Annotated in this window: 22 protein-coding genes, 1 tRNA gene and 1 pseudogene; 10 read left to right on the top strand and 14 right to left on the bottom strand. The window is 48.7% G+C overall.

All coding sequences use genetic code 11. The annotated features are described in order from the left end of the window. Nucleotides 1-28 precede the first annotated feature (28 nt). The 7 genes and pseudogenes from Q1A69_RS18540 (at nt 29) to Q1A69_RS20455 (ending at nt 3,025) form a co-directional block, all read left to right on the top strand. Nucleotides 29-349, top strand: a complete 321-nt coding sequence (locus tag Q1A69_RS18540) for a hypothetical protein (protein WP_299588915.1) — start codon at nt 29-31, stop codon at nt 347-349. Between the two features lie 91 nt (nt 350-440). Further along, nucleotides 441-830: a hypothetical protein gene (locus Q1A69_RS18535; RefSeq protein WP_299588912.1), complete on the top strand. Its 390-nt coding sequence runs from the start codon at nt 441-443 to the stop codon at nt 828-830. A gap of 107 nt (nt 831-937) precedes the next feature. After that, nucleotides 938-1,333, top strand: a complete 396-nt coding sequence (locus Q1A69_RS18530) for a VOC family protein (RefSeq protein WP_143732495.1) — start codon at nt 938-940, stop codon at nt 1,331-1,333. 107 nt (nt 1,334-1,440) lie between these two features. After that, a complete protein-coding gene (locus Q1A69_RS18525) occupies nt 1,441-1,854 on the top strand; it encodes a hypothetical protein (protein WP_299588909.1) in 414 nt (137 codons plus the stop codon). A gap of 101 nt (nt 1,855-1,955) precedes the next feature. Then, the gene (locus Q1A69_RS18520) at nt 1,956-2,486 is read left to right on the top strand and encodes an adenylate kinase (protein WP_299588906.1); all 531 of its coding nucleotides are present in this window, start codon (nt 1,956-1,958) and stop codon (nt 2,484-2,486) included. Between the two features lie 53 nt (nt 2,487-2,539). Then, a pseudogene (locus Q1A69_RS18515) lies at nt 2,540-2,800 on the top strand (UMUC domain-containing protein DNA-repair protein); the annotation flags it as partial. Between the two features lie 156 nt (nt 2,801-2,956). Further along, the gene (locus Q1A69_RS20455; RefSeq protein ID WP_366525612.1) at nt 2,957-3,025 is read left to right on the top strand and encodes a DUF4113 domain-containing protein; all 69 of its coding nucleotides are present in this window, start codon (nt 2,957-2,959) and stop codon (nt 3,023-3,025) included. Between the two features lie 182 nt (nt 3,026-3,207). Here the strand turns inward: Q1A69_RS20455 and Q1A69_RS18505 are convergent. From Q1A69_RS18505 to Q1A69_RS18480, 6 genes are all read right to left on the bottom strand, one after another. After that, nucleotides 3,208-3,284, bottom strand: a tRNA-Arg gene (locus tag Q1A69_RS18505). A gap of 189 nt (nt 3,285-3,473) precedes the next feature. Next, entirely contained in the window at nt 3,474-5,693 is a 2,220-nt protein-coding gene (locus tag Q1A69_RS18500; RefSeq protein WP_299588900.1) for an ATP-dependent helicase, read from the bottom strand. Nucleotides 5,694-5,765: 72 nt separating this feature from the next. Further along, complete coding sequence (gene sulP / locus Q1A69_RS18495; protein ID WP_299588898.1) at nt 5,766-7,529, bottom strand: sulfate permease; 1,764 nt, start codon at nt 7,527-7,529, stop codon at nt 5,766-5,768. A 96-nt stretch (nt 7,530-7,625) separates the two neighbouring features. Then, entirely contained in the window at nt 7,626-8,057 is a 432-nt protein-coding gene (locus Q1A69_RS18490) for a YeeE/YedE family protein (RefSeq protein WP_299588895.1), read from the bottom strand. Between the two features lie 14 nt (nt 8,058-8,071). Beyond that, the gene (locus tag Q1A69_RS18485) at nt 8,072-8,503 is read right to left on the bottom strand and encodes a YeeE/YedE family protein (RefSeq protein ID WP_299588892.1); all 432 of its coding nucleotides are present in this window, start codon (nt 8,501-8,503) and stop codon (nt 8,072-8,074) included. 4 nt (nt 8,504-8,507) lie between these two features. Beyond that, complete coding sequence (locus tag Q1A69_RS18480; RefSeq protein ID WP_299588890.1) at nt 8,508-8,822, bottom strand: metalloregulator ArsR/SmtB family transcription factor; 315 nt, start codon at nt 8,820-8,822, stop codon at nt 8,508-8,510. Between the two features lie 96 nt (nt 8,823-8,918). Between Q1A69_RS18480 and Q1A69_RS18475 the strand changes: the two genes are divergently transcribed. The 3 genes from Q1A69_RS18475 (at nt 8,919) to sulP (Q1A69_RS18465) (ending at nt 12,129) form a co-directional block, all read left to right on the top strand. Next, nucleotides 8,919-9,797 carry an MBL fold metallo-hydrolase gene (locus tag Q1A69_RS18475; RefSeq protein ID WP_299588887.1) on the top strand — a complete coding sequence of 293 codons (879 nt, stop codon included), beginning with the start codon at nt 8,919-8,921 and terminating at the stop codon, nt 9,795-9,797. A 62-nt stretch (nt 9,798-9,859) separates the two neighbouring features. Beyond that, complete coding sequence (locus Q1A69_RS18470) at nt 9,860-10,273, top strand: TIGR01244 family sulfur transferase (RefSeq protein WP_299588885.1); 414 nt, start codon at nt 9,860-9,862, stop codon at nt 10,271-10,273. A gap of 146 nt (nt 10,274-10,419) precedes the next feature. Further along, nucleotides 10,420-12,129, top strand: coding sequence for a sulfate permease (sulP, locus tag Q1A69_RS18465; protein ID WP_299588883.1), 1,710 nt, complete (start codon nt 10,420-10,422; stop codon nt 12,127-12,129). A gap of 558 nt (nt 12,130-12,687) precedes the next feature. Here the strand turns inward: sulP (Q1A69_RS18465) and Q1A69_RS18460 are convergent. The 8 genes from Q1A69_RS18460 to Q1A69_RS18425 form a co-directional block, all read right to left on the bottom strand. Beyond that, nucleotides 12,688-14,838 (bottom strand): hypothetical protein, encoded by a 2,151-nt coding sequence (locus tag Q1A69_RS18460; RefSeq protein ID WP_299588881.1) that lies wholly within the window; start codon nt 14,836-14,838, stop codon nt 12,688-12,690. Between the two features lie 679 nt (nt 14,839-15,517). After that, a complete protein-coding gene (locus Q1A69_RS18455; protein ID WP_299588877.1) occupies nt 15,518-16,042 on the bottom strand; it encodes an ester cyclase in 525 nt (174 codons plus the stop codon). A 350-nt stretch (nt 16,043-16,392) separates the two neighbouring features. Then, on the bottom strand, nt 16,393-17,106 hold the full coding sequence (locus tag Q1A69_RS18450; protein WP_299588874.1) for a LytTR family DNA-binding domain-containing protein: 714 nt from the start codon (nt 17,104-17,106) through the stop codon (nt 16,393-16,395). Nucleotides 17,107-17,109: 3 nt separating this feature from the next. Further along, the gene (locus tag Q1A69_RS18445) at nt 17,110-18,231 is read right to left on the bottom strand and encodes a histidine kinase (protein ID WP_299588870.1); all 1,122 of its coding nucleotides are present in this window, start codon (nt 18,229-18,231) and stop codon (nt 17,110-17,112) included. Nucleotides 18,232-18,298: 67 nt separating this feature from the next. Next, nucleotides 18,299-19,717, bottom strand: a complete 1,419-nt coding sequence (locus Q1A69_RS18440) for an alpha/beta hydrolase (protein ID WP_299588868.1) — start codon at nt 19,715-19,717, stop codon at nt 18,299-18,301. A gap of 416 nt (nt 19,718-20,133) precedes the next feature. After that, nucleotides 20,134-20,496, bottom strand: coding sequence for a hypothetical protein (locus Q1A69_RS18435; RefSeq protein ID WP_299588865.1), 363 nt, complete (start codon nt 20,494-20,496; stop codon nt 20,134-20,136). Nucleotides 20,497-20,499: 3 nt separating this feature from the next. Next, on the bottom strand, nt 20,500-20,823 hold the full coding sequence (locus Q1A69_RS18430; RefSeq protein WP_299588862.1) for a hypothetical protein: 324 nt from the start codon (nt 20,821-20,823) through the stop codon (nt 20,500-20,502). A 265-nt stretch (nt 20,824-21,088) separates the two neighbouring features. Next, nucleotides 21,089-21,688 (bottom strand): DUF4360 domain-containing protein, encoded by a 600-nt coding sequence (locus tag Q1A69_RS18425; protein WP_299588858.1) that lies wholly within the window; start codon nt 21,686-21,688, stop codon nt 21,089-21,091. Between the last annotated feature and the right edge of the window lie 456 nt (nt 21,689-22,144).

Below are 22,144 nucleotides of genomic sequence, written 5' to 3'. Positions count from 1 at the left end.
TGGGCCTCTTTAGTTCGGCCTAAATTCAATGCCAGGTCATTTTTTTGCCGCCTGCAGCGCAGGTTATCTTAGCGTTAAATTTCATAAGATCATGAGTCAAAAAGTAAAGATAGAGCACATACTAGAAAGAAAGCCAGTTGGCATATTCGTCCGTGTGCTCGATGACACCAAATTTGAACTCGGAGATAATCCCGCATTAGCTGGGTGCCCAATAAAGAAATCGGTGACACAACCTAGGGCTTTAAAAAAGGATGGCAGTCCAGATTTGGATGTGTTTTGTTTTTACCTTGTAAATGGTAATGACAAAAGTAAATTTAAAGTCGGTGAGGTAGTTGAGCTTGTTCCGTGAAAAATTTAACAAGTGCCGGCACAATCGCGCACTACGTGCGCTGGACTCGCAACAAGTTGCTCGCCTGTGCGGCGGACGTTAAATTGCGAATATGAAAGCGAAGCTACTTTCTACAGAAGGTAAATATCTTGAGGCGCTTATTGAAATAGGGGGCGCTGAGTACTGTGTTATGGATGAATTAACTCCTGATGTCGAAAGCATACCCAAAGATGAAGGTGTGTTTGAATTTGAGTTCGCTAACATGCTTGACGAAGAAGAGTCTTGGGAGTCTATTTTCCAAGGAAATCTGGAAAAGAAAAAATGTTTAGAGCAAGTGCATGGCTGGAAATACAGAGCTTTTGGACAAATTGTTTCAATAAATCCAGTTAAGGTAGATTGTGGTGTTCTCGTCGAGGAGGACGTATTACACACACATGACCCAAAGGTTGTTGGTGAATTCGTTGCATTTACAATCAGTAGGCTCGGCGGCTATGCCATTTAACAATCACAGGCAGTTTGCGCCGGCCCTACGGGCCTCTGCGGGACGGCCTACACTACGCTTCGGCCGCCCCTGCTGTGGGCGTTATGCATTAAAGAAGTGAGGAAGAAGTGAAAGGAATATTCCATTTATCTTTTGTGGCTGACAACTTTGAAACCACCCGAAAATTTTATGAGGAAGTGCTTGGGTGTCGTACCGGTAGGGAAAAAGAGACATGGCTTGATATTCACTTTTTCGGCCACCAACTAACTATCCATAGGAATAATTGCCCATCCGAAGTAAGCCCTATTGATCACTTTGGTGTGATTCTTGATAAAGATGAGTGGCATAATCTTTCTGAAAGAGTTTCCGCAAGTAATACTGGTTATGTTCTTTCGCCAAATGTAATAAAAATAGATACTGAAGCCGAGTCTGGAAAATACATTATAAAAGATCCATCGGGGAACATCCTTGAGTTTAAGTACTACTCAGAGCTGATCCACCCCATGAGCGAGGCCCATGCATAACAAGCAGCGGCAGAGCGACAGCCAACACTACGCACATTTTGTGTTACTCGCTGGCGCTCAAACATTAACACAAAATGCGCTCCGCGCTGGCTGCGCGTTAAATTTCTATGACCAAGAATCAATATCGAACACTAATTATAGTGTCACTAGGCATAGGCTTGCTTTCTGGCGTGTACGACTATATTTGGTCTGACCCAATAACTGATCAGGTATTCGATTATATTATCGAGATAGAGCCTGAGATTGAAGGTACAGAACTTGTTGTGGCTGGTTCATTAGCTGTTGTTGCAATCATTATGGCACTGGTTTCAGTGATCGGTCTGCTTCTATTCAAATCATGGGCAAGGCATGTTTATGCTGCTGGGTTTGTTGCGGCATTTACTCTGTATCCATTCATGGGTATTACGGTTTACGGCGGTTTCAGCCAAGTGCTCTATGAAATATCTATGGTGTTGTCTGGCGTGCTGCTGGCATTAATGTATTATTCACCTGTAGCGCGGTACTATGAGCAAAAAATTTAACAAGTGCCGGCGCAATCCCGCACTGGACTCGCAACAAGTTGCTCGCCTGGGCGCCAGGCGTTATATGCAGTCAAGGCCCGAGAAAAAGGAAGCGTCATTAAGTGAATAAGGTTGTTGTGTTTGGGAAGCCAGGGGGAGGTAAATCAACACTGAGCAGAAAGCTTTCTGTTGAAACGGGTATCAAACTGTGTGCATTAGATTTAATCGAGTATAAGAAGAATGGTGAGCGTGTTTCACCGGAAGAGTATTCGAAAAAGCATGCTGACATGATAGGCGCTGACAGCTGGATAATTGAAGGGCTTGGTACATTGGAATCTTTTTGGTTGCGTATTGATGCCGCAGATACACTCATTTACGTTGATTTGCCGTATTCTGTTCACTACTGGTGGGTTACCAAGAGGCTACTAAAGAGCTTTTTTGTAAAACCTGAAGGGTGGCCTGAAGGTAGCTCAGTTTTTAAAGGCACATTGGCGAGCTGGAAATATCTACGGTTATCCCCCAAGTTCTGGACTCCTGAGCTGTTAGAGAAAATTCAGTCTCGTAGTAAAGGTAAAGATATTTATAGGATCACATCGGTTAAAGAAATTGATAATTTTACAAAGCAGCTTGGCTGTGCAGATGTCCGCATATAGCAAGGCCATTAACTTCACGCCTGTCGGCGCCGGGCAGCCTACGCTATGCTCCAATGGCGCCGATACTACAAGCCGCCACACTGTACGGCAGCAGGGCCGCTGAGAAACTGCGCGCACAGAAATCCCTGGTAAAGTCGATCCATCTATTCCTGCACACCTCACCCCATGAACCCAACTATTACAGCCGCAGCACGGTTGTGCAGACGCCTTACCCCACCGATGACACACGGGTAATCGTGCGGCTAGTGAGGGAAACCATTGCAGATCTATACCGCCCCGGCTGCCGCTTTATGAAAGCAGGCGTCGGGCTTATCGAGATAATCCCCCGCGCCCTCGGCCTGGGGGTCTATTCACCCCAGGGCAATCGATTAGAGCAGGGGAGACCATGCAAACGATGGACAGGATCAATAAAGAGTTCGGCCGCGGGACACTGTTTCTAGGGGCCGAAGGTATCCAGAAGAAAATGGAAGATGCGGCAGGCTTTTACATCGCCTGCCTATACCACTCGGTGGGGGGATTTGCCGAGAGTGGTGACTTGATTTAACTGAGCTTGTTGTCCCTTATTTTGGGGGGTCATAGATTGACTTGTGGGGGCCGTTAAGGCGTCAGTTGTATGTCGGAAGGGGCTGTCTAAATGTACAGGTTTTGAGTGATTACCCTATTTAATTTGCCCCACAACAAAAAAAGGCTTACGCCGTGAGACGTAAGCCTTTGATTTGTATGGCGCGCTCGGGAGGATTCGAACCTCCGACCGCCTGGTTCGTAGCCAGGTACTCTATCCAGCTGAGCTACGAGCGCGTTACGGGTGCGGATACTATAGAGAGGCTTTGACCAAGTCAACTACTTTTTGCGAAAAGTCGTTACAAATCATTGCCTTACCCATGCATGCGACAATGCCAAGATAGCAACTGAGAAGATCTTTCTCCGAGGGGCCTATACTGGGGGCGCAGTGGAGTTACAGGGTTTCAGCAAGAGCTACGCAAGCCCCTACACCAAATAGCGGGCCAGGGTGTCCCAATCAAAACGCCGTGCCTTGCCGTCACTGAACAGCACTTCAATACGCTGATCTTCCCATTTAAGAACGCGCCCTTGGCCCAACTTGTTGTGGTGCAGGCCCTCGCCTAGGGCTGGCTTGCGCACGGGTGCGGCGGGCGCAGTGAGTTCTGGGGTGTAGTCGCAGGCCTCAAGATAGCGGAGCGCCTGGCGGGAGACGGGAATGTCCGTATGGATATGCTCGGGGCGTTCACGCAGGCATTGTGTCATCAACTTACTGAGGGGCAATTGCATTTCTTGAATGAATAATGAGGGCTGCGCAGCGTCGGGGTCTTTGAGTTTGGCGGCCTCGGTGGGTGCGAGCAAAAATAGCCTGGATTTTGCCCGTGTCATAGCCACATACATCAGGCGGCGCTCACTTTCCATCGAGGCGGGTGTGCTGAAGTCCCGTTGGGATTGGTAGGGCATGTTGTGCTGGGTGAGGGTGGGAATAATCACCTGGTCCCACTCCAGTCCCTTAGCTTGGTGCATGGTGGTGATTTGGATGGCATCTGCGGCGGTCCGCTCGCCTTCGCGGTGCTGCCGCTGCAATTCTTGGAGGTGTGCCAGGGCTTCAGTTGGGGGCTGCTTGAGTGTATCCAGATATTGGCAGAAGGCGAGAATGGTCTGCTGGCGCTCCTCACCCTGCTGGCGGGTGAAGGCGTCTTCCGCAATACCGCTGAGGAGTTCCAGCTCGCCAATATGCCGGCGCAATAATTCGCCGGCATGGCCGCGCCAGCTCTCAATCTGTATTAAAAGCTCCGCCCGCTGGCGCAGGCGTTTCGTCTGGGGTTTGCTCAGGCCCTCGGGCAGCTGGGCAAGCAGCTGTTTGCCCCAGCCGTTCTCGCGGGTGGCAAGTGCCGCGCAGAGGGGTTCGAGCACTTTGCGCGGGATGCGCACATGGGGGGCGGTCAGCCATTCGTACAAGCCCTGCTGGCGTCGCTTAGGTGGAAGTTCACTAAAGCGGCCGGAGGCGATATTCAGGCTCCAGAACAACGGGCGCAGCTCGCGCCGCGATAGCACCGTATTACGGCTAGCGGAGTGATAGGGGATGCTATTGGCTAATAGCGCTAGCTCAAGAGGGGCGGCAATGGACCAGAGGCGCACCAGTACGGCGGTATCTGCCAGTGACTGGCCCTGCTTTTGGCAGCGGCGCAGATGCTCCACCAGCCAGCGGCCCTCTTTATCGCTGCTCACAAGCTCGATGTCGGTTTGACGCTCTGTGTCGGCAGAAACACAAAAAATATCGGCGCGGTCCCGATTATTTTCAATAAAGTGGTTGGCGGCCAGGGACAGCTGGTGTCCGTAACGAAAAGTGCGGCTCAATTTGTAGATATGCGAGGGTGGAAAATCCTGGTCAAACAATTCGAGCAGGAAGGCGGGCTTGGAGCCGCGCCACTCATAAATGGTCTGGTCAGGATCGCCAATGGCAATCACATTGCCATTGCCTCCCTGTAGCACCCGCAATAGAAAATGTTGTATTTCATTGATGTCCTGGTACTCGTCCACCAGGATATCTTGGTAGTGGCCGCCGTATTGTGGTGACAGCTCCGGTTTTTCATGCAGTAATTTTACCGGGTCGTAGATCAGGTCGGCGTAGGTCACAGCTCCCTGACTGCGGCGCCACTGTTCAAAATTGCGAAATACCTGCAAAAAATAGCCGTATTCGTCACCGAGTTTTAGTTCTCGCAAAGCGCTGTGTTCACCGGAAAGTAGAGTTTTGCTGTAGTCGATAAAAAACTCTGCGGCCTCTATTTCCGATTGCTTGCGTTCGCGGATTTCCTCCAGCTCATGGGTGGGGGCGCACCCCTCGATCGCTTTCCAGATTTGTAGCTGCACGGTGGTTTGGGGCAGGGGGCTGAGGCTGGCTGCGGGGATGTGCCCGCTGGCGATCATGCGCTGGTACAGGCGGTAGCCGACGCTGTGGAAGGTGTGTACCGAAGGTGTGTGGCTGTCGACCAGCGGACCCATGCGGCGGTCGAAATCCTCACGCGCGCTGCGGTTGTACATTAAGACCAAGAGTTGAGCGGCGGGAATGCCGGCATCCAAACGGTTTTTTACATAGTGCAACAGGGCGGTGGTTTTGCCGGAGCCGGCTACGGCAATAATTTTGGCGTGGCCGCCGGGGTGATCCGCTATGGCCCGCTGTTCTGAAGTCAGTGTATCGCCAGCCATGGTGTCCTTCGCCCAAATACTGGATATTTTGCCAGTGATTGGTGGTGGCAGACAAGCTGCCGAGTGCGCTCTCTAGGCGGAGTCGGTGGAATTGCCTGGGGAGGCTGGTGTGTTGGGCTGGCCATCCTCTTGAATATTGTGATGGCGCAGGGCCAGTTCGGCGATATACGCGGAGAGAAATACTCGGCCCGTCAGTTGCTGGAGCAGCTTCGAACGCCCCAATCGGTCGAGCACTGGGCCCTTAACCTCCGCCAGGTGCAGGCAGATATTGCGCTCTAGCAAATCCTGGTTGACCTGCTGCAGGCGCTCGGTGGCGGTGCTGTCAATACGATTGACTGAGGAGAGAATCAGCACTAGGTCGCGCAAGCTTTTATGGCGCTTTACCTCCGTGAACAGGCGATCCTCCACCGCGCTGATATTGCTGAAAAACAGGTTTTCATCGATGCGCAAGAAGAGGATATCCGGCTGGGTTTTTACTGTGTAGCGCAACACATTGCGAAAGTGTTCGGTCCCTGGAACGCGCCCCACCACTGCGATGTGTGGCCGGCTGGTGCGCCAGATCAGGGTGGCGAAAGACAGCCCCACGCCCAGGCCGATGCCCGCCTCTACACCAAATAAAATCACGCCCAGCAGGGTGCCGCCCATGGCCAGGCCATCGGTGCGGTCGTAGTGCCAGTGGTGTGCCAGTGCGCGCAGGTCGATCAGATTGGCGGCCGCGACGATAATCGTCGCGGCCAGTACGCAGACGGGAAGCTCGGTAAATACCTTGGTGGCATAGAGCAGCACCAGGGCGATCAGTGCTGCGGCGATAACACCGCTCAGCGGCGACTTCGCGCCCGCCTCATCGTTGACCGCGGTGCGCGCAAAGCTGCCCGTTACCGCAAATCCGCCGGAAAACGCACTGAGGATATTGGAGGCGCCGAGGCCGCGCAGTTCGGCATTGGCATCGAGTTTTTCTCCCCGGCGCAGGGCGATGGTGTGGGCAACCGAGAGGCTCTCGACAAACCCGAGCAGAGCGATAATCAGTGCCGGTAACAGCAACTGGTAAATCATGCCCGGATTAAAAATGGGCACGGTGAGGTCCGGTAGGCCCGCGGGGATTTCCCCCACCACTGGCAAGTCATTTTCCCAGTGAAAGACGGCGGTGAGCACAATAGAGAGCAGTACCACCAGCATAGGGGCGAGACGCGATAGCAATTTTGCCCGAGTGGTTTCAATGCCCAGAGTACGCAACAAGAGGGGGAGCCCGAGGCGTGCGATAACCAGGCTGGCCAGGGCAATCAACCCCATCAGGGCCGCATCCGGGTCGCTCATCGGGCTGTTGCTGACGGTGCTTAACAGTATTTCCAGGGCTGTGTGGCCCTCGCTGTGTGTGCCGAGCAGTGGGGCGATTTGGCCGGCGATAATCAGCACCGCCGCGCCGGACACAAAGCCGTCCACCACTGGTAGGCTCAGTAAATTAGAGAGGCTGCCGAGACCGAGAAATCCCATCAGCAACAGCATGACTCCGCTGAGCAGGGCCAGCAGAATGGCGCCGTTGATATATTCGGCGCTGCCGGGGGTTGCGATGGGGGTGAGGGCGGAGGCGGTCATCAAGGCCAATACCGCTACGGGACCTACCGAGAGTACTGAACTGGAACCAAACAGGGCATATCCCAGCAGAGGGAGGAGGCCTGCGTAGAGCCCCAGGTAGGGTGGCAGGCCGGCGAGTGCGGCATAGGCCAGAGCCTGGGGAATCAGCATCATGCTGGCCAGGAGCGCGGCCACAGCATCCCCCACCAACCACCTGGGCTGGTAGCGCTTTAGCCAGGGGGGGATTAGGCGCTGTACACGCATGTTTTGGTGCTGTTGATTGGCGGACTCCCGATAGTGACAACGCCTTGATTCAACAAGATAGACCGCTGCGGCGGCCGGGGTTATTGGGCGATCAAATTACTCCCGCGCCGGGATCATCTTATGCGCGGCCAGCCTAAAAATGCCCATACCGGCCAGCATGGCCAGGGTAAATACCAACGCTTTTTCCTGCCCCGCGCCGCTCGCCACAATGGCGGGGCCGGGGCAGAAGCCCGCCAGCCCCCAGCCGATGCCAAACAGCAGGCCGCCGATCACCAGGCGGCGATCAATATGGGTGTTGGTGGGGAGTTGTAATGGACCCTTCAGCAGGGATTCGCCGCGCCCCTTTAACCATTGAAAGGCGGGCAGGCTTACGGCGATGGCGCCAGCCATGACCAGTGCCAGGGATGGGTCCCAGGCGCCGGTGATATCTAAAAAGCCCAATACTTTTTCCGGGTTGGCCATGCCGGATAACAGCAACCCCAATCCAAAGATCAAACCCGCCAGCAATGCGGTTACGGTGGTTTTCATCATTCAATCCTCGATCAGCCGGCCAGCAGGTGGCGCAAGACATAAACGGTGACAAAGCCCGCCGCCATAAAGACCAGAGTGGCTATCATGGAGCGGGAGGAGAGGCGGGATAGGCCGCAGACCCCGTGGCCGCTAGTGCAGCCGGAGCCCAGGCGAGTGCCAAAACCCACCAGCAAACCGGCGGCGATTAGGGTGGGGTAGCCCGCCGCAATTTTGATGGGGGGGAGGGCGGAAAATAGTTGCCAGGCCAGCGGGGCGAGCAATAGGCCGATAATAAAAGCCAGGCGCCAGCCAACACCGGAGCTGCTTTCCAGCAAGCTGCCGACCATTCCAGAGATGCCGGCGATACGGCCATTAAAAATCAGCAGTAGGGCGCTGGCGAGCCCGATAAGAGCGCCGCCAGCGAGTGCCGTGGCGGGTGTGAAAGCGGCCCAGTCGATGGTCATGGAATTACTCCGCGCAGTAAAGTTGATAGAGCGTTTGTAGAAGGGCTAGAACCTTAGGGTCGGCTACTCGGTAGTAGACGTGCTTGCCTTCCCGGCGGGTGTCCACCAGTCCCTCGCGGCGCAGTACACCCAATTGCTGAGAGAGGCTGGGTTGACGCAGCCCCAAGCGCTCCTCAAGTTCGCCTACATTGAGTTCTTCCTGGCTGAGCTGACACAGCAGCAGCAAGCGATCGTGGTTGGCCAAAGAGCGCAGCATGGATGCCGCCTGGCCGGCGGAGTCGCGCATCTTGTCTAAGTCGAGGTTCGTGGTATCGGGCATACACTTGGCCTAGGAACAATTTACAAACATACAATATATTGTTTTATATATTATCAGAATGTATATTGATCGGGTAGTGAAATTGGAGGGCATGCAATGCCGCAGGTGAAACAAAGCACTCAGGTACAGTCGTTCCTCGACAGAGAGACCGAGACCTGGAGCTATGTGGTGTATGACAGGGAGGGTGGTTCGGCTGCCGTGGTGGATGCCGTACTGAACTTTGATGTGGCATCCGGGCGCACCAGCAGTCGGGGTGCGCAGGCGATCGTGTTGTTTATCCAGGAAAAAAATCTCACCCTGGAATGGATACTGGAAACCCATGCGCATGCCGATCACCTCTCCGCAGCACCCTTCCTGCGAGAGCAGTTGGGCGGGCGCATCGCTATCGGTGAGCAGATCTGTCTGGTGCAGAAGATTTTTCGCGAAGTGTTCAACCTGGAGCGAGAGTTTCTTGCCGATGGCAGCCAGTTCGATCATCTGTTCAAGGATGGCGACACTTTCCACGTGGGGGCGCTGGAAGCGCGGGTAATTTACAGTCCCGGCCACACTCCGGCAGATATGGCCTGGCAGATAGGCGATGCCCTGTTTGTGGGAGATACCCTGTTCATGCCGGATGTGGGCAGCGCCCGTTGCGATTTTCCCGGAGGCGATGCCGCGCAGCTGTATTTGTCGGCGAAAAAAATATTATCCCTGCCTGACGAAACCCGCATGTTTATGTGTCACGACTACCCGCCACAGGGCAAGCGGGGTTATCAGTGTGAAACGACAGTGGGCAGCCAGCGTCGGGAAAATATCCACCTGCGCGACGGTATTAGCGAAACCGAGTTTGTAGCGATTCGAAAAAAACGCGATGCCGGTTTACCGATGCCGAAACTGATTATTCCCTCGGTGCAAGTCAATATTCGCGCGGGACAGTTACCCCCAGCGGAATCCAACGGCACTGTCTATTTAAAAGTACCGCTGAATCAACTTTAAAATCTATTTAAATCTATACTGCACCCCCGATGAACTGGCACTGTAGCTACCTAGAGGCGATTATGAATATTAAAACATTGGATGAACAAGTCAGCGTTTCTGAACACATCGCTTGCGAAACCATGGCACCGCTGGCGCAAAATGGCGTGCAGGTGGTAGTTTGCAACTGTCCGGAAGGAGAGAGCGAAATGCATCCCAGCTACGAAGAGATGGCCCGGGCTGCACAGGATGCCGGATTGCGTTTTATCGCGATTCCGTTTACCCGCGGACGTATGGAGCGGGAGCACTGCGAAGCGTTCCGCGATGTGTTGCAGGGCGGTGAGAAAATCCACGCGTTCTGTCGCACCGGAAATCGCTCCAGCCAAGTTTGGGCGGGTGCCAAAATTTTAATGGGCGCCGATAAAAAACAACTGCATGGTCAGGCTCAGGCAGCCGGTTTTGATGTGAGTGCCGCGCTGGTTTCTATCGATCCCTAAACCTAACTTGCATTGGCGACAGGATAGCCTGTTGAGCGATGCCTGAGATTGCCGCACAAATGCGTGCCGCAAATTAATGCCAGTAACATCCGCGATATAAAGGGGGTGATACTGGCTGTGATACGAGAAGATGCGGAAAGTGAACCATGGTTATACAGCAACTCTCCCGATGGTTTCCCATCCTCGCCACTTTCCAATCCTATGACCGTCACACTTTTAATCGCGATCTGCTCGCCGCGGCCATTGTCACGGTGCTGCTGATTCCCCAGTCCCTCGCTTACGCCCTGCTGGCGGGCCTGCCGGCGGAAGTTGGTCTCTACGCGAGCATGGTACCGCTGGTGGTCTACGGTATTTTCGGCTCCAGCAGTACCTTGTCTGTGGGGCCGGTCGCGGTGATTTCACTGATGAGTGCCGCCGCATTGGGGGAGGTCACAGCCAGTGGGGAGGTGGATTACCTGAGCGCCGCCGCCGCCCTTGCGCTGCTCTCCGGGGGGATACTTTCACTTCTGGGCGCCTTGCGCCTCGGTATGCTTGCGAATTTTCTTTCCCACCCGGTGATTTCTGGTTTTATCACGGCTTCCGCATTACTGATTGCGCTCAGCCAGCTGCGCCATTTACTGGGCGTACCCGCCAGCGGTGATACCGCACCGGAGCTACTGTTATCGCTGTGGCAGAATGTACAAAATGTGAACAGTCTCACCCTGCTAACCGGGTTGGGGGTGGTGATTTTTCTGTATTCGTCCAGAGCTTTTGCCGCAGGATTTCTGGAAAAACTGGGTTTATCCCATCGCAGTGCTGCACTGTTGGGCAAGGCGGCCCCAGTGTTGGGGGTGCTGGTAACCATCGCTCTGTCTTTTAGCATGGATTTTGAAGTCCACGCGGTGGCACTGGTCGGCGCCATACCCGCCGGTTTACCACCTCTGACCATGCCGCATTTCTCCCTGCCACTGTTGCAAACACTATTTGTGCCCGCCTTGATGATCGCCATTATTGGCTATGTGGAATCGATATCGGTGGCCAAAACCCTCGGGGCCAAGCGCCGGCAAAGAGTCGACAGTAATCAGGAATTGGTTGCCCTGGGCATGGCCAATATCAGCGCCGGCCTCTCTGGAGGTTTTCCGGTAAGTGGTGGTTTCTCCCGCTCGGTGGTGAATGATGCTGCGGGTGCACAGACACAGTTTGCCAGCCTGTTTACCGCCCTGGGCATCGCCCTGGCCGCACTCTTTTTAAACCCTGTTCTTTACTACCTACCTAAAACCACTCTGGCTGCCACTATTATTGTTGCGGTTCTCTCTCTGGTGGATTTTTCCATCCTGCGTAAAACCTGGCACTTTTCCAAAGCGGACTTTATAGCCGTTACTCTGACAATCGCTGTTACCCTATTAATGGGTGTCGAGCCTGGCGTTGCCTGTGGTGTTGGCGCATCGCTCTTATTATTTATCTATCGAGCCTCCAAACCCCATATCGCCGAAGTGGGCTTGGTAGAGGGCACTGAACACTTCCGTAATATTCACCGGCACCAAGTAAAAACCGTTCCCGAGATTCTCACCTTCCGCGTAGATGGCCGCCTGATCTTCTCCAATATCGGCGTGTTGGAAGACCGCATATATACCGGTCTTGCCAATAACCCTCAGGTAAAACATGTCATCCTGATGTGCAGTGCCGTGAATGAAATTGACTGGAGTGCTTTGGAAATTTTGGAATCCATTAATACCAACCTGCTGGATAGAGGGGTTCACTTTCACCTCTCTGAGGTTAAAGGACCGGTGATGGATTGCTTGGAGAAGAGTAGTTTTCTGCACAAGCTCTCTGGGCGGGTGTTTTTGAGTCAGTATCAGGCGTTTACTTCGCTCTAATTAAGTTGTGAAGACTATCTGATTCAAGGCTAATGAATGAAATAGATAGATCCTATTGTTTAAGCTGAAGCTGTCCCTCCTTCCAATGGAACCCTCCAGCTGAATGCAACGTTGGCAAGCCTAAATGGGACTTCGATACCGAATCGGTTGTTTGAGGATGCGAGAGCTTTGGGGCAAACACAAATATTATCGATTTTAAAAAATATACGGGCTACACAAAGGCCCTCTTCAAGATCGATTGAAGCCCTCCGGTTGGCATACCTTTTGTCTGAGGGATCCCGGTTGTCCTGAGCTTTATAGGTTGTAATTTTTCCAAAACAATTAGCTCTTGGTGATATATTGCCAAATTATCTCCAGATTTCTTTGATTCAAGTTACTAATTTGTGGATTGAAGTTAGCTATTTTTTAGATATTTGAAATTAATAATTGCTGTATCCTTCTAGCTGTCGGTATCGCTTTGATAGGTATATATTTTCAAAACATACGATGTCATATTGACGATAAATGGAGAGCAGCGCTCTCCATTTATTAAGTCGGATAATTCTCTCTTTGACTCAGTTAGTTGACACTATTTGAGTGGTAAATCATGGCTTGCCAAACATTTTGCTTGCCCCCGCCGTAGTTATCGTAGGTGGGATTTTTGATGTATGACCAAGCGACTTTACCATTGCCAAGGAAGATGGGTTCATCGAGGCCACCCCAACCAAATTTGGTCAGCTTTGTGGGGCCCTCTACTATATTCAAATCTGCGTCAATCTCCATTACATAGTAGGCTTTAGGAACCAGCATATGCATTGCACCTTTTTTAGCCGAGCTTCGGTTGTATGGGAGGTTGTCGGAGATACACTGGAATTGTGCGTAGCCAAATAAGTAGCGACCATTTTTCAAATCGATAAGTTGAGGGTCGCTAATTTGACAGTCTGAGTCTTCTACCAGCCATTTATAGCCTTGTCCCTCAATACTTCCGTTACCATCCACTGTGGCAATACCAATACGGGTTAACGAGGAGGAGTCCAGAGCGGCACCACTGCGCAGGCCCTGTCTGGAAATGGTCGGATTGCTGCTGTTCGACATATAGGAAAAGAAGCAGTTGGTATTCTCTGAGCATTGCTTGTCAAAGGGGCCTTCACTACTTGTATCAATGCCGTATTCACTTTGCAGAAAGCGATTCATTTCTGCGTCATCAATGTATTTGGGGGATACGATAAGAGACAGGTTGGTGTTCTCATCTACAGGAACGACAGTGTGGCCACCACCATTTGAGAAAAATGCATTGTCGGAAGGCACAAGGTAATTGTAACTTCCTTCGAAACTACTGGTAGAAGATGTATCTTCCATCTTGATGGCAATAGTATTCAATCCACGCGACTGATTATATTTGCCGCCATCGCTGGTACAAATTGCTCCATATTTTTCATTGTCTGGGTTATAGAATGCTCGGATGTTTAGCACGTGACCATAACCGCAGAGCCAGTACCAACCACGATTATTGCTTCCGCTCATGTTTAGGGACCAGTTATCACGATCGATAACGGTCATTCCCGCAGAATAGTGAGAGCCACCATAGCTGCCGTCAAAAACCCGAGCTGTGACGGAGAAAGCATAGCTGGTGCGGCCCTTGCTATCATCTTCGACATAGATAAGCTCCTGGGCACCGGCATGGCCTCCACCGTGCATCTTATTAACAACATAAGCAGCCGGTTTTTCACTGAGGGCTTTATTATCCCATTCCATTAGCCAGATTTGATCGTTATATTTATAACCCTTCTCACGAATATACTTGACCATCGCGTTATAGTCCGTTTCTGAGAGCTGATCGACGATGTAAGTCATCTCTTCCTGCATCTCATTACCTTTAATGGTCTTAAAAGATGGAGAATCACCAAAATCGGTCTCGGGGAAGTTGGTTTTCAGCCCAGGCAGGAAGTCTTCAAATTTCAGCGTGGGATGGTCGGTAAAATAGCCGATATATTGACTGTGGTTGGTAGATATCATCAGGCCGATGTCCCTTTCAATGCGGGCATCAATCGGACTGATATTGTCCTCCATTTTCATCCAGTCGCTACCGTATTGCTCCACTAGGTCACCTTGTACCTCGTAGCGTTCGTTTGCTCGGTAGTCTGTATTGCACAGTACTGCAACTCGGGAGCAATCAGCGCTGGCCGCAATACCGTGTGATTCATAGCACTGGTTCAGTATTGTAGTATTGCCGGTTTGATCGAAGCTCGAAGACTCAGGGTTATATTGCAGCTCGTAAACAGTACCATAGGTGATTTCATCATCTCCGCTACCTTCGCTGATTGTCTTGGAGACAAACATTCGAGGCTTATCGGTATCGGTTGCGCATGCCGCTGTGTAACTTCGCAGGGGGACTGACTGTAGATTATCGTCCTGGGTGCTATCTGTTTTGGAAATATAGTGTGGTAATCCGTGAACCTCTTTAGCGTTGGGCTGGCCATTTGGCAGGGTGATATCCCGAGAGGTAATTTTGGCAAAGCCCAAGTCTGCAGTTTCGATATCGCCTACGGTAACTGTACCGGGTTCATTGTCTGGAAGTGGTGTGGTGTCACCTGAACCCTGACCTGCATTATTTCCATCTGGTGATGACGCAGGGTTAGAATCTGAGGAAGAGCCTCCACCACCACTGCATGAAGCTAACAGGGTGGTTAACACTATCGCTAACACCTTCTTATTAAAACACTTATCCATAGTTTACTCTTAGGTACATTATTAAAATTGTGTGCTATGTGGAAATTTGTGGATCACGTCACGATCTGGGGTGGGTGATGCTGAGGAAGGGTATTTTAGTCTCGTCAGTATACTTTTCTGTGCAGTACTTAATATATTTTTACTAAAAAGAGTTTCGAATTATCTGTGCGTTTAGGTATCCCTGGCCTGGTGAAACAGTAAGCAATCTGATCGGCATTACTTCTAGCTGTATGAAGTTAGGGGAAGGCGGGAGTGTAATTAGGGTGATGGTAGAGAGTATCTGGATCCCAATCAATTTGAATATGAAAAGACCTGTATTCGACTCTGGAGTTCAGCGTCTATCAAATGATATAGATCGGGTACTTTGGAAGGTTTATCTTGTAAAAGAATTCATATTCAGGCTTCTAACAGTAGTTTTCAGTAGTTTTTTTAAACAGAAAATGTACTCGTAAGTAAAGGTTATTGATGGTTGTTTATCTGTGCTCTGGTGGTGTCCTTGAGGTTTTTTGAGGGCGTAGAGTGAATGATTTTAGGTGATTTAGATTTGGGGGCCTCCGTATATTTCGATGTTGTCTATGGCTTCCAGAGTCTTTGTACACCTTTCGCGGTTTTGCTGGAATATCCAGGTGTTTTGAGGAATTGCAATGCAGACTGTGACTGTTCCCTAGGTATAAGTCACTTAGTCCTTATCTAGAAATTCCAGGGCGTCCATCTGTCTTAAGAAGCCATATTTATCCCAGGTTACCCAGGTTTCAATGATTTTACCATTCTCAATCTTAACGAACTCAACTCCATCATAGGTGACAGTTTTCTTCGTTGGTGGTTCGCCCATAAAGGAGCCAACATGATTGGCTCTGATAACCACATGGGTTGCAACCAAATCCCCTTCGGCTACCTGCATAATTTTAAGGAGCTTGACATCCTTAAAGGCTGAATGGAACTTCTCTACTTCCTTCTCCACTTCCTTTAAATTACGTTTCTGTGGCCCAGCGCTAGGGTTTGTTGCAGAGTCTAGGTTGTTCACATAGTTGGCAGAAAAAATAGTTTTTGGATCAATATCAGAGCCACTCAACCACCATTCTACAGCTTGCATTGCAATTTTCTTGTTTTTCTCCAAGTTGTTGGATTGTGCGGTAGTGCTGTGTGCCATGCTGAATAAGAAGAAAGCTGACGTTAAAATGAATGAAAAAACAAGTTTGGACATTGTGAATTCCTCTACCCAGAATAACTGTAAGGCTGATCTATTTATTAATGTGTTAAGGTGACAAAGAGAATCGCGGATAAAGTATGACTGATAATTGGATGCGGCATATCGAAAATGGGTAGATTGGCGACAACTTCTACTTAAAGAGGTTTTTGAGGTTCGATTTCTGACAGGTATTTTTGTTAAAGGGGATAGATTGAAATAGAAGTGGCGACTTTGAGCCGGTGAAAATTAATCATTTGGTGCTGAAGGGCCAGCTTTGGTGATAGCTGAATTTTCATATTGGGTCTGACTGCTAACCAACCTTGCGGCCCTCAAATATCTATAATCCGGTTTTGCGTATTTTTAGCTTAAAGGCTTAGCATTTCTTTTAGTCGAGAGGCCGGCCTCCTGGCGACTTCTATTTCTTTTTCGTCAGTCATGATGACAAGCAAGCTATTATTGACCCAGGGTTCAATATTCTTAATAAAGTTTAGGTTGATGATCTGCTGTCTGTTGGCTCGGAAGAATAATTCTGGGTTTAAGCGTTGTTCAATCTTAGATAATGATTTATAGATAAATGGTTTTTGGTCCTCAAAAAATACTTGGGCATGATTTCCGCAATTTTCAAAATAGCGAATTTTGCCGACTTCAATTAGCCAGCACCTTTCACCGTCTTTGATGAATATCTTGCTTTCAGAATCTAAATAGTTTGTTAAGTCATTAGTTGTGAATGTTGTGTCATTAAGGGCTTTGTCAATAGCGCGCTTCAATTTATTTGGGTTGATTGGTTTGAGCAGATAGTCTAAGGCGTTTACTTCGAATGCCTTGATAGCATATTCATCATAGGCCGTTGTGAAAATCACCTTAGGTGTGAATCGAAGTTTCTCGAGTATATCAAATCCGCTTCCATCAGGTAGGTTGATATCCAGGAATATCAGGTCTGGCTTTTCTTCTGAAATAAGAGAAACGGCTTGTTCACAGTTTTCCGCTTCGGCTACCAGGTTAATCGCCTTGTGAGGCTTTAGTAATTCCCTTAGTTCATTGCGAGCGAGACGAGAGTCTTCAATAATAATGGCTTTCACTGCTTATACCACTTCTTGTTTGATTGAGATTGGAATCTGGCACTGAGCAACCACATTGAGGCCCTGTTGCTCGATTTTGAAATTTGATTGCTCTCCGTATTGGATGGCGAGTCTGTTTTTAATGTTAATCAGCCCCAAGCCGGTATTACTATTTTCATCTTTTTTAACTGGTTTTACTCTGTCGGTAGATATTTTTTGTGTGGATTTTTTTAAGTTACCTGGGTTTGTTACTGTAATGTGCATATGGTTATTATCTTTAGAGGCTTTTAGTGTTAATACACCGCCCTTTTTCGTTTTTTCAATACCGTGCCGCACGGCATTTTCTGCAAGTAACTGGATTAGTAGTGGTGGAATTTTCTCTGCCATCAAGTTTTGATCAATGTCCAGTCTAAAAATTAAGCGGTCTTCATATTGAATTTTAAGTAATTCTATATATTGACAAACTATCTCCAGCTCATCCCGCAATGACACGGCATTTTGCTTATGTGCCATCAAGGTATAGCGTAATAGATCTGAAAGGTTTGTTAGCATCGCTCTTGACTTTTGCTTATCCTCAAGGATAAGTGCACGAATATTATTCAGACCATTGAATAAAAAGTGAGGGTTGAGTTGTCCCATTAGTGCGCTCATTTTAACTTCATTCAGTTGTAATTTGAGCTGTGTGGCATCTTCTTTGGCTTTGTGCAGACGATCCTGATTGACTATGGTGAAATAAACCAGTGTCCATGTGATCATTAGAATAATTAGGAAGAGCCAGTTGTCTAGGACGCCCCCCCAGAAAGAAGAGGGCACAGTATGTCCCACAAGGTTATAATACACATATATAAAACTTACTGAAATGCAAGCACAGATAAATCCAAGAATAGTAGACGTTGCTATAAAGTAGATCCATTGTTTCTGCCAGTTCTTATCAAATAGATTGAGACGCCATATGATTTCTCGAATCCCAAGAGTAGAGAGGCCTACGGTGAACGCTACTGTGGCTATGTGAATGGTGATTTTGTCGAAATGATCTTGGGTAAGTAGCCCTAAAGAAAGGGCATTTATTAATGAAAATAGTAACCAGCCGCCAAAATGGTAGGTCAAAAATTTTGCTGTTAGGGTTGGGGATTTAAGAAGTCTCATATGGTTTACATCTATTTATAAGGTGGCCCCCATTCAGGGGGCCGTACTCTGATAGTATGGATGAATTCTAGAAGCGTTCATTTAACCAATCTGCCATCAGGTTCAGGGCTATAGGTGAGAAGCTTTCTTCTAATTCAGCATATTCAGCAAATGAACCTTTCTCTGCAACTTGGAAAAGGTGGTTCATTTTTTCTAGCTCAATCACTTTATAATCTGTATGGTCTGTGGAACTTAATATTCTCTCTAAATTATTTAGGTTCATTTTTGCATCAACCTGAAAATCTAGTGAGCCGTTCAAGGCTAATAAAGGGCTCTTAGTTTCTTTCAGGTAGTGCTCGGGATTGAATCGGACAGCGTATCTAAACCAAGGTGTAGAATATTGTCTCTTCAGTTGTTCAACCTGTGCTTCCAGTTTATCGTCCTTCAAACCCTCTAATTCTACGCTCTTGTACAGCAGTTGGTGAATCTCCTCTGTAATGCTTTGTCCTTCGCTAAGTGCTGCAAGCTGTTGAAAAACTAACTTATCCAACTGACTAATTTTTTGAGAAGTTTGTACCTTTGTGCCGTTATGTATCCGATCTTTGTGCCATTGGTCAACAAGTAGTTCTTGGATCTTTACGGTAGGGCCACCAAGAAGAATTGTAAATGCAATATCGTCACGACTACTGGCAACCATGGGGGCAATCATACCGCCTTCACTGTGTCCAATTAAACCCACTTTACCCAAGGGGAGGTCGCTACGGCTATTAAGATATTCAACCACTGCATTAGTATCCTGGGCAAAATCTTTAGTTGTCGCTGCGAAGAAGTCGCCAGTTGATTCGCCAATACCACGTTCATCATAACGAAAAACAGCATATCCCTGTCGTGTCAAGTGATCGGCAATTACCGCGAAGGCTTTATGTCCAAAGGCTGTTTCATCCCGATCTTGAGGGCCAGAGCCACTAATAAGCACCGCCGTTGCTTTGATCGTAGACTTTGGCTTGGTCAAGGTTCCTGCAAGGATGTGGTTTGTTGTCTTGTTTTTAAAACGAATGTCTTCAACAGTGTATGGAAAAGGTACTGTAGGTGTCTGAGGTCGATTCTCAGGGGTACTGTCAATTACTTTTCTAAAGTTAAGGGGGTATGATTCATCCTGAGTGTTACTGCCGAACATAAGGTCAACTATAGGGTTGTAGACCCCTTTATAGGCGATATCAAGTTCTTCTACAGCAAAAGAGATAGTGTTCTCACTCACCTGCAATCGTGATATCTCGACCCCGTACTTCTGTTGGGCAGGGCTGTCTATTTCACCCGACCATTCACCATTCTTTTCGTCAATATGGACAATGACTGGGAGCCATTCTTTGTCAGTTACTTGAACTGTTGCTTTCCACTCACCATCGATGCCATTTGCCATGCCAGTGCTGGATAACAAGCTGGATATCAGGAAGAGTGACTTCAAGCTAGCGTTGGCCTTAGCTAAGTTGAATTTGAAAAACGCCATTAGTATTTCTCTCGTGCTTATTTGTGGAATGAGTGCCATTCTACGAGAGGTGTTAACTTATGCAGCCAAATTAGGATAAACGGTTTTAATGGCTGGTGAGCGGTCTGTGAGATCAAGAATGTGAGTGGCCATTTACTTCCTGGGCTTGAACTTTGTTGGTTTGATAACCCCCGGTTGGTACACATCTTGAGGAGGGATCGGTACGGTAGTGCTCATGGACTTCTGACTTTTGGTTGATAACTCTCTAGTTAATAGATACAGGTGATTGGGGGCATCAGAAGGGTGTTGGTGCCCATCTACTCCATCTGTGTGCTTCCTAGTCGTTGTTGACACAATGAAAATCAAAGCGCTGTTCTAAAGGTCTGTAACTACTCACCAGCGACACAACCCCTGAGCCAGCGTTTAGGGCTCATTAGCTAACAAAAAGCCATACCGTGAACTTCGCCCAGTACCTGTTGCAGTTGTCTGTTTCTCTGCAGCATGGTGAATACCGGATGCAATCTTCGGTACTCCGCCAGCAATGCCAGGCAAGAGTCATTGACTTGGAATTGTTGCATGCACCGGCTAAGGTTTTCACCGATAACAATAGTTTGTTGCATATCGAGAGCCCAATAGCCGACAGTGTTTGTACCCTTTGGTGTGGCGTTACCCAGCACGATATTATTCGTGCAAAACAGAACCAATACTGTTCCCCTGGGGCCGCCAAAAACCTTGGAGACGGTATAGGTTGTGCGAAGGATCAGGTTGTTCCGTTCATCCAGGTCGTGGGAGAAGGGCACAATTTAACTGGTGTTTTCTTGAGAAGGTATCTTACTCTCGCCATTGTTATCGTTGTCCTCCATAGATGGATTGATATTGAGGTTGGTTCCCTTTACCTCTTTGGCAATGACATTGATGGTTCCGTCGATTGCTTTAGGTGCCAACATGGGCTCAACAGCACTGCGGGCTACTTCGATACGTGAGATGCCAGTGGTGGCCCGCGTATGTACCGCGTAGTAGCCAGCCATTATCGTGTGCAGGAGAATAACGTCGGTCAGAATACTAGAGGACTCTTCGCGCATACCATTTAGTATTACCCGTTTGACTCTGCACAATGGAGTACTCATTGGAAGCCCGCATGCCTGGGCACTGTTCAATGGTATCTGGCAGGTTAAACACCTGCAAGTACTTGATCATACCCTTATTGACAACTTGTCTCTGACTAGCTATGCCGGGGCGGTGTGGTAAGTCTGAAAGTAAAATCGCTTTTTAACGGCGAATACAAAAATTGCCTGGTGAATTAAACAGGTTAGCTTTAATGATATGTTTATCAATTACTCCCCACCATACTTAGGGTAGGGAGTGATTATTGTTGCCCTTAACTACTCTTTATTATTCTTCGCAAGGAATAATTTGAATGTTTAAAAGCAATTGTGCACCAACATCTGCAGAGCGCAAAGAAAACAGACTCTCAGCACCAATTACTGTGGCTACAGTATCGGCTCTGGCAATTAGTGCTTCTCCATCACAGCCGGAGTAATAAGCAAATGGTGGACGATCATTAAGGATGAAGTTCTCGAATCCTGAGCTATTCCAGTTGTGATCATGGCTAGGGCCTTGATTGCCAGAAAAAAAATACTCTCGATGAAAGTTGATATGGGATCCTGGGGCTGAAAATACTGTGCCTCGCCAATCAATATCAAGTATTCCTACTGAAAATCCAGGTTCAACACTTAAAGGTAGGGCTAAGTTACAATCAGAACTGGCAATCGGGCTTGTTGAATTTGTAACGGCACTATACCTACTAAATAATATGGCGATATTTTTATTGTCATCTGTTGCTGTAGCCGTAACAGATCCGGCTGGACAGCCAGTGCCATTCACAGCAATTTCACCGATTTCAATTTGTTGGCCATCAATTAATATGGATTTTGCTAATATTGAGCTAGAAAAAATTGAGCAAAGTGTGAGTGTTAGAAGTTGTTTAAACACTGATTCTCTCCATTCGATGAATAGTTGATGCTCTTAATCTTTGTTGATCTTGCAAATAAAACTTTGATAAGCCATTTTGTTTTTCTACTGTTTCCTCCAGTTTTGTTGCCTTCCCCAATAAAATTAAAAGCCGCAATGTCGATTGATTGCAAACGCAATTTACTGTGTCGATTTAAGTTTGATTATGTTTGTGGACAGTTTCACGAAAGGGTTCATTAATAATTCAATAGGTGAGTGAAGAGGGGGTATTGAATCAAAGGTAGAAGGTGAAGGAATGATATCACCTAATGAAAGTGTGTGTGATGAGCGCCTAGGTCAGCCTACGTGGATGGCTGGTTCTACAGAGGATTTTTATATATTTCGATGCCTTGGTATGAAGGTAAGCGGTACATGAACCACATTATTCATTAAAGTATGTAGTTTGTGTACCGCTTACTAAAAACAGCGGCTGAATCC

The sequence above is a fragment of the uncultured Microbulbifer sp. genome (assembly GCF_947498635.1).
In the GTDB taxonomy this organism is placed as follows: domain Bacteria; phylum Pseudomonadota; class Gammaproteobacteria; order Pseudomonadales; family Cellvibrionaceae; genus Microbulbifer; species Microbulbifer echini.
Note: the sequence above shows the minus strand (reverse complement) of the source record. Positions and strands in the feature narration are given on the sequence as shown.

Coding starts and splice junctions, on each gene's coding strand:
- Q1A69_RS18540 (WP_299588915.1), top strand. CDS start 29: ATGCCAGGTCATTTTTTTGCCGCCTGCAGCGCAGGTTATCTTAGCGTT.
- Q1A69_RS18535 (WP_299588912.1), top strand. CDS start 441: ATGAAAGCGAAGCTACTTTCTACAGAAGGTAAATATCTTGAGGCGCTT.
- Q1A69_RS18525 (WP_299588909.1), top strand. CDS start 1,441: ATGACCAAGAATCAATATCGAACACTAATTATAGTGTCACTAGGCATA.
- Q1A69_RS18500 (WP_299588900.1), bottom strand. CDS start 5,693: ATGGCTGGCGATACACTGACTTCAGAACAGCGGGCCATAGCGGATCAC.
- sulP (WP_299588898.1), bottom strand. CDS start 7,529: ATGCGTGTACAGCGCCTAATCCCCCCCTGGCTAAAGCGCTACCAGCCC.
- Q1A69_RS18490 (WP_299588895.1), bottom strand. CDS start 8,057: ATGAAAACCACCGTAACCGCATTGCTGGCGGGTTTGATCTTTGGATTG.
- Q1A69_RS18485 (WP_299588892.1), bottom strand. CDS start 8,503: ATGACCATCGACTGGGCCGCTTTCACACCCGCCACGGCACTCGCTGGC.
- Q1A69_RS18480 (WP_299588890.1), bottom strand. CDS start 8,822: ATGCCCGATACCACGAACCTCGACTTAGACAAGATGCGCGACTCCGCC.
- Q1A69_RS18475 (WP_299588887.1), top strand. CDS start 8,919: ATGCCGCAGGTGAAACAAAGCACTCAGGTACAGTCGTTCCTCGACAGA.
- Q1A69_RS18470 (WP_299588885.1), top strand. CDS start 9,860: ATGAATATTAAAACATTGGATGAACAAGTCAGCGTTTCTGAACACATC.
- sulP (WP_299588883.1), top strand. CDS start 10,420: ATGGTTATACAGCAACTCTCCCGATGGTTTCCCATCCTCGCCACTTTC.
- Q1A69_RS18460 (WP_299588881.1), bottom strand. CDS start 14,838: ATGGATAAGTGTTTTAATAAGAAGGTGTTAGCGATAGTGTTAACCACC.
- Q1A69_RS18455 (WP_299588877.1), bottom strand. CDS start 16,042: ATGTCCAAACTTGTTTTTTCATTCATTTTAACGTCAGCTTTCTTCTTA.
- Q1A69_RS18445 (WP_299588870.1), bottom strand. CDS start 18,231: ATGAGACTTCTTAAATCCCCAACCCTAACAGCAAAATTTTTGACCTAC.
- Q1A69_RS18440 (WP_299588868.1), bottom strand. CDS start 19,717: ATGGCGTTTTTCAAATTCAACTTAGCTAAGGCCAACGCTAGCTTGAAG.
- Q1A69_RS18430 (WP_299588862.1), bottom strand. CDS start 20,823: ATGAGTACTCCATTGTGCAGAGTCAAACGGGTAATACTAAATGGTATG.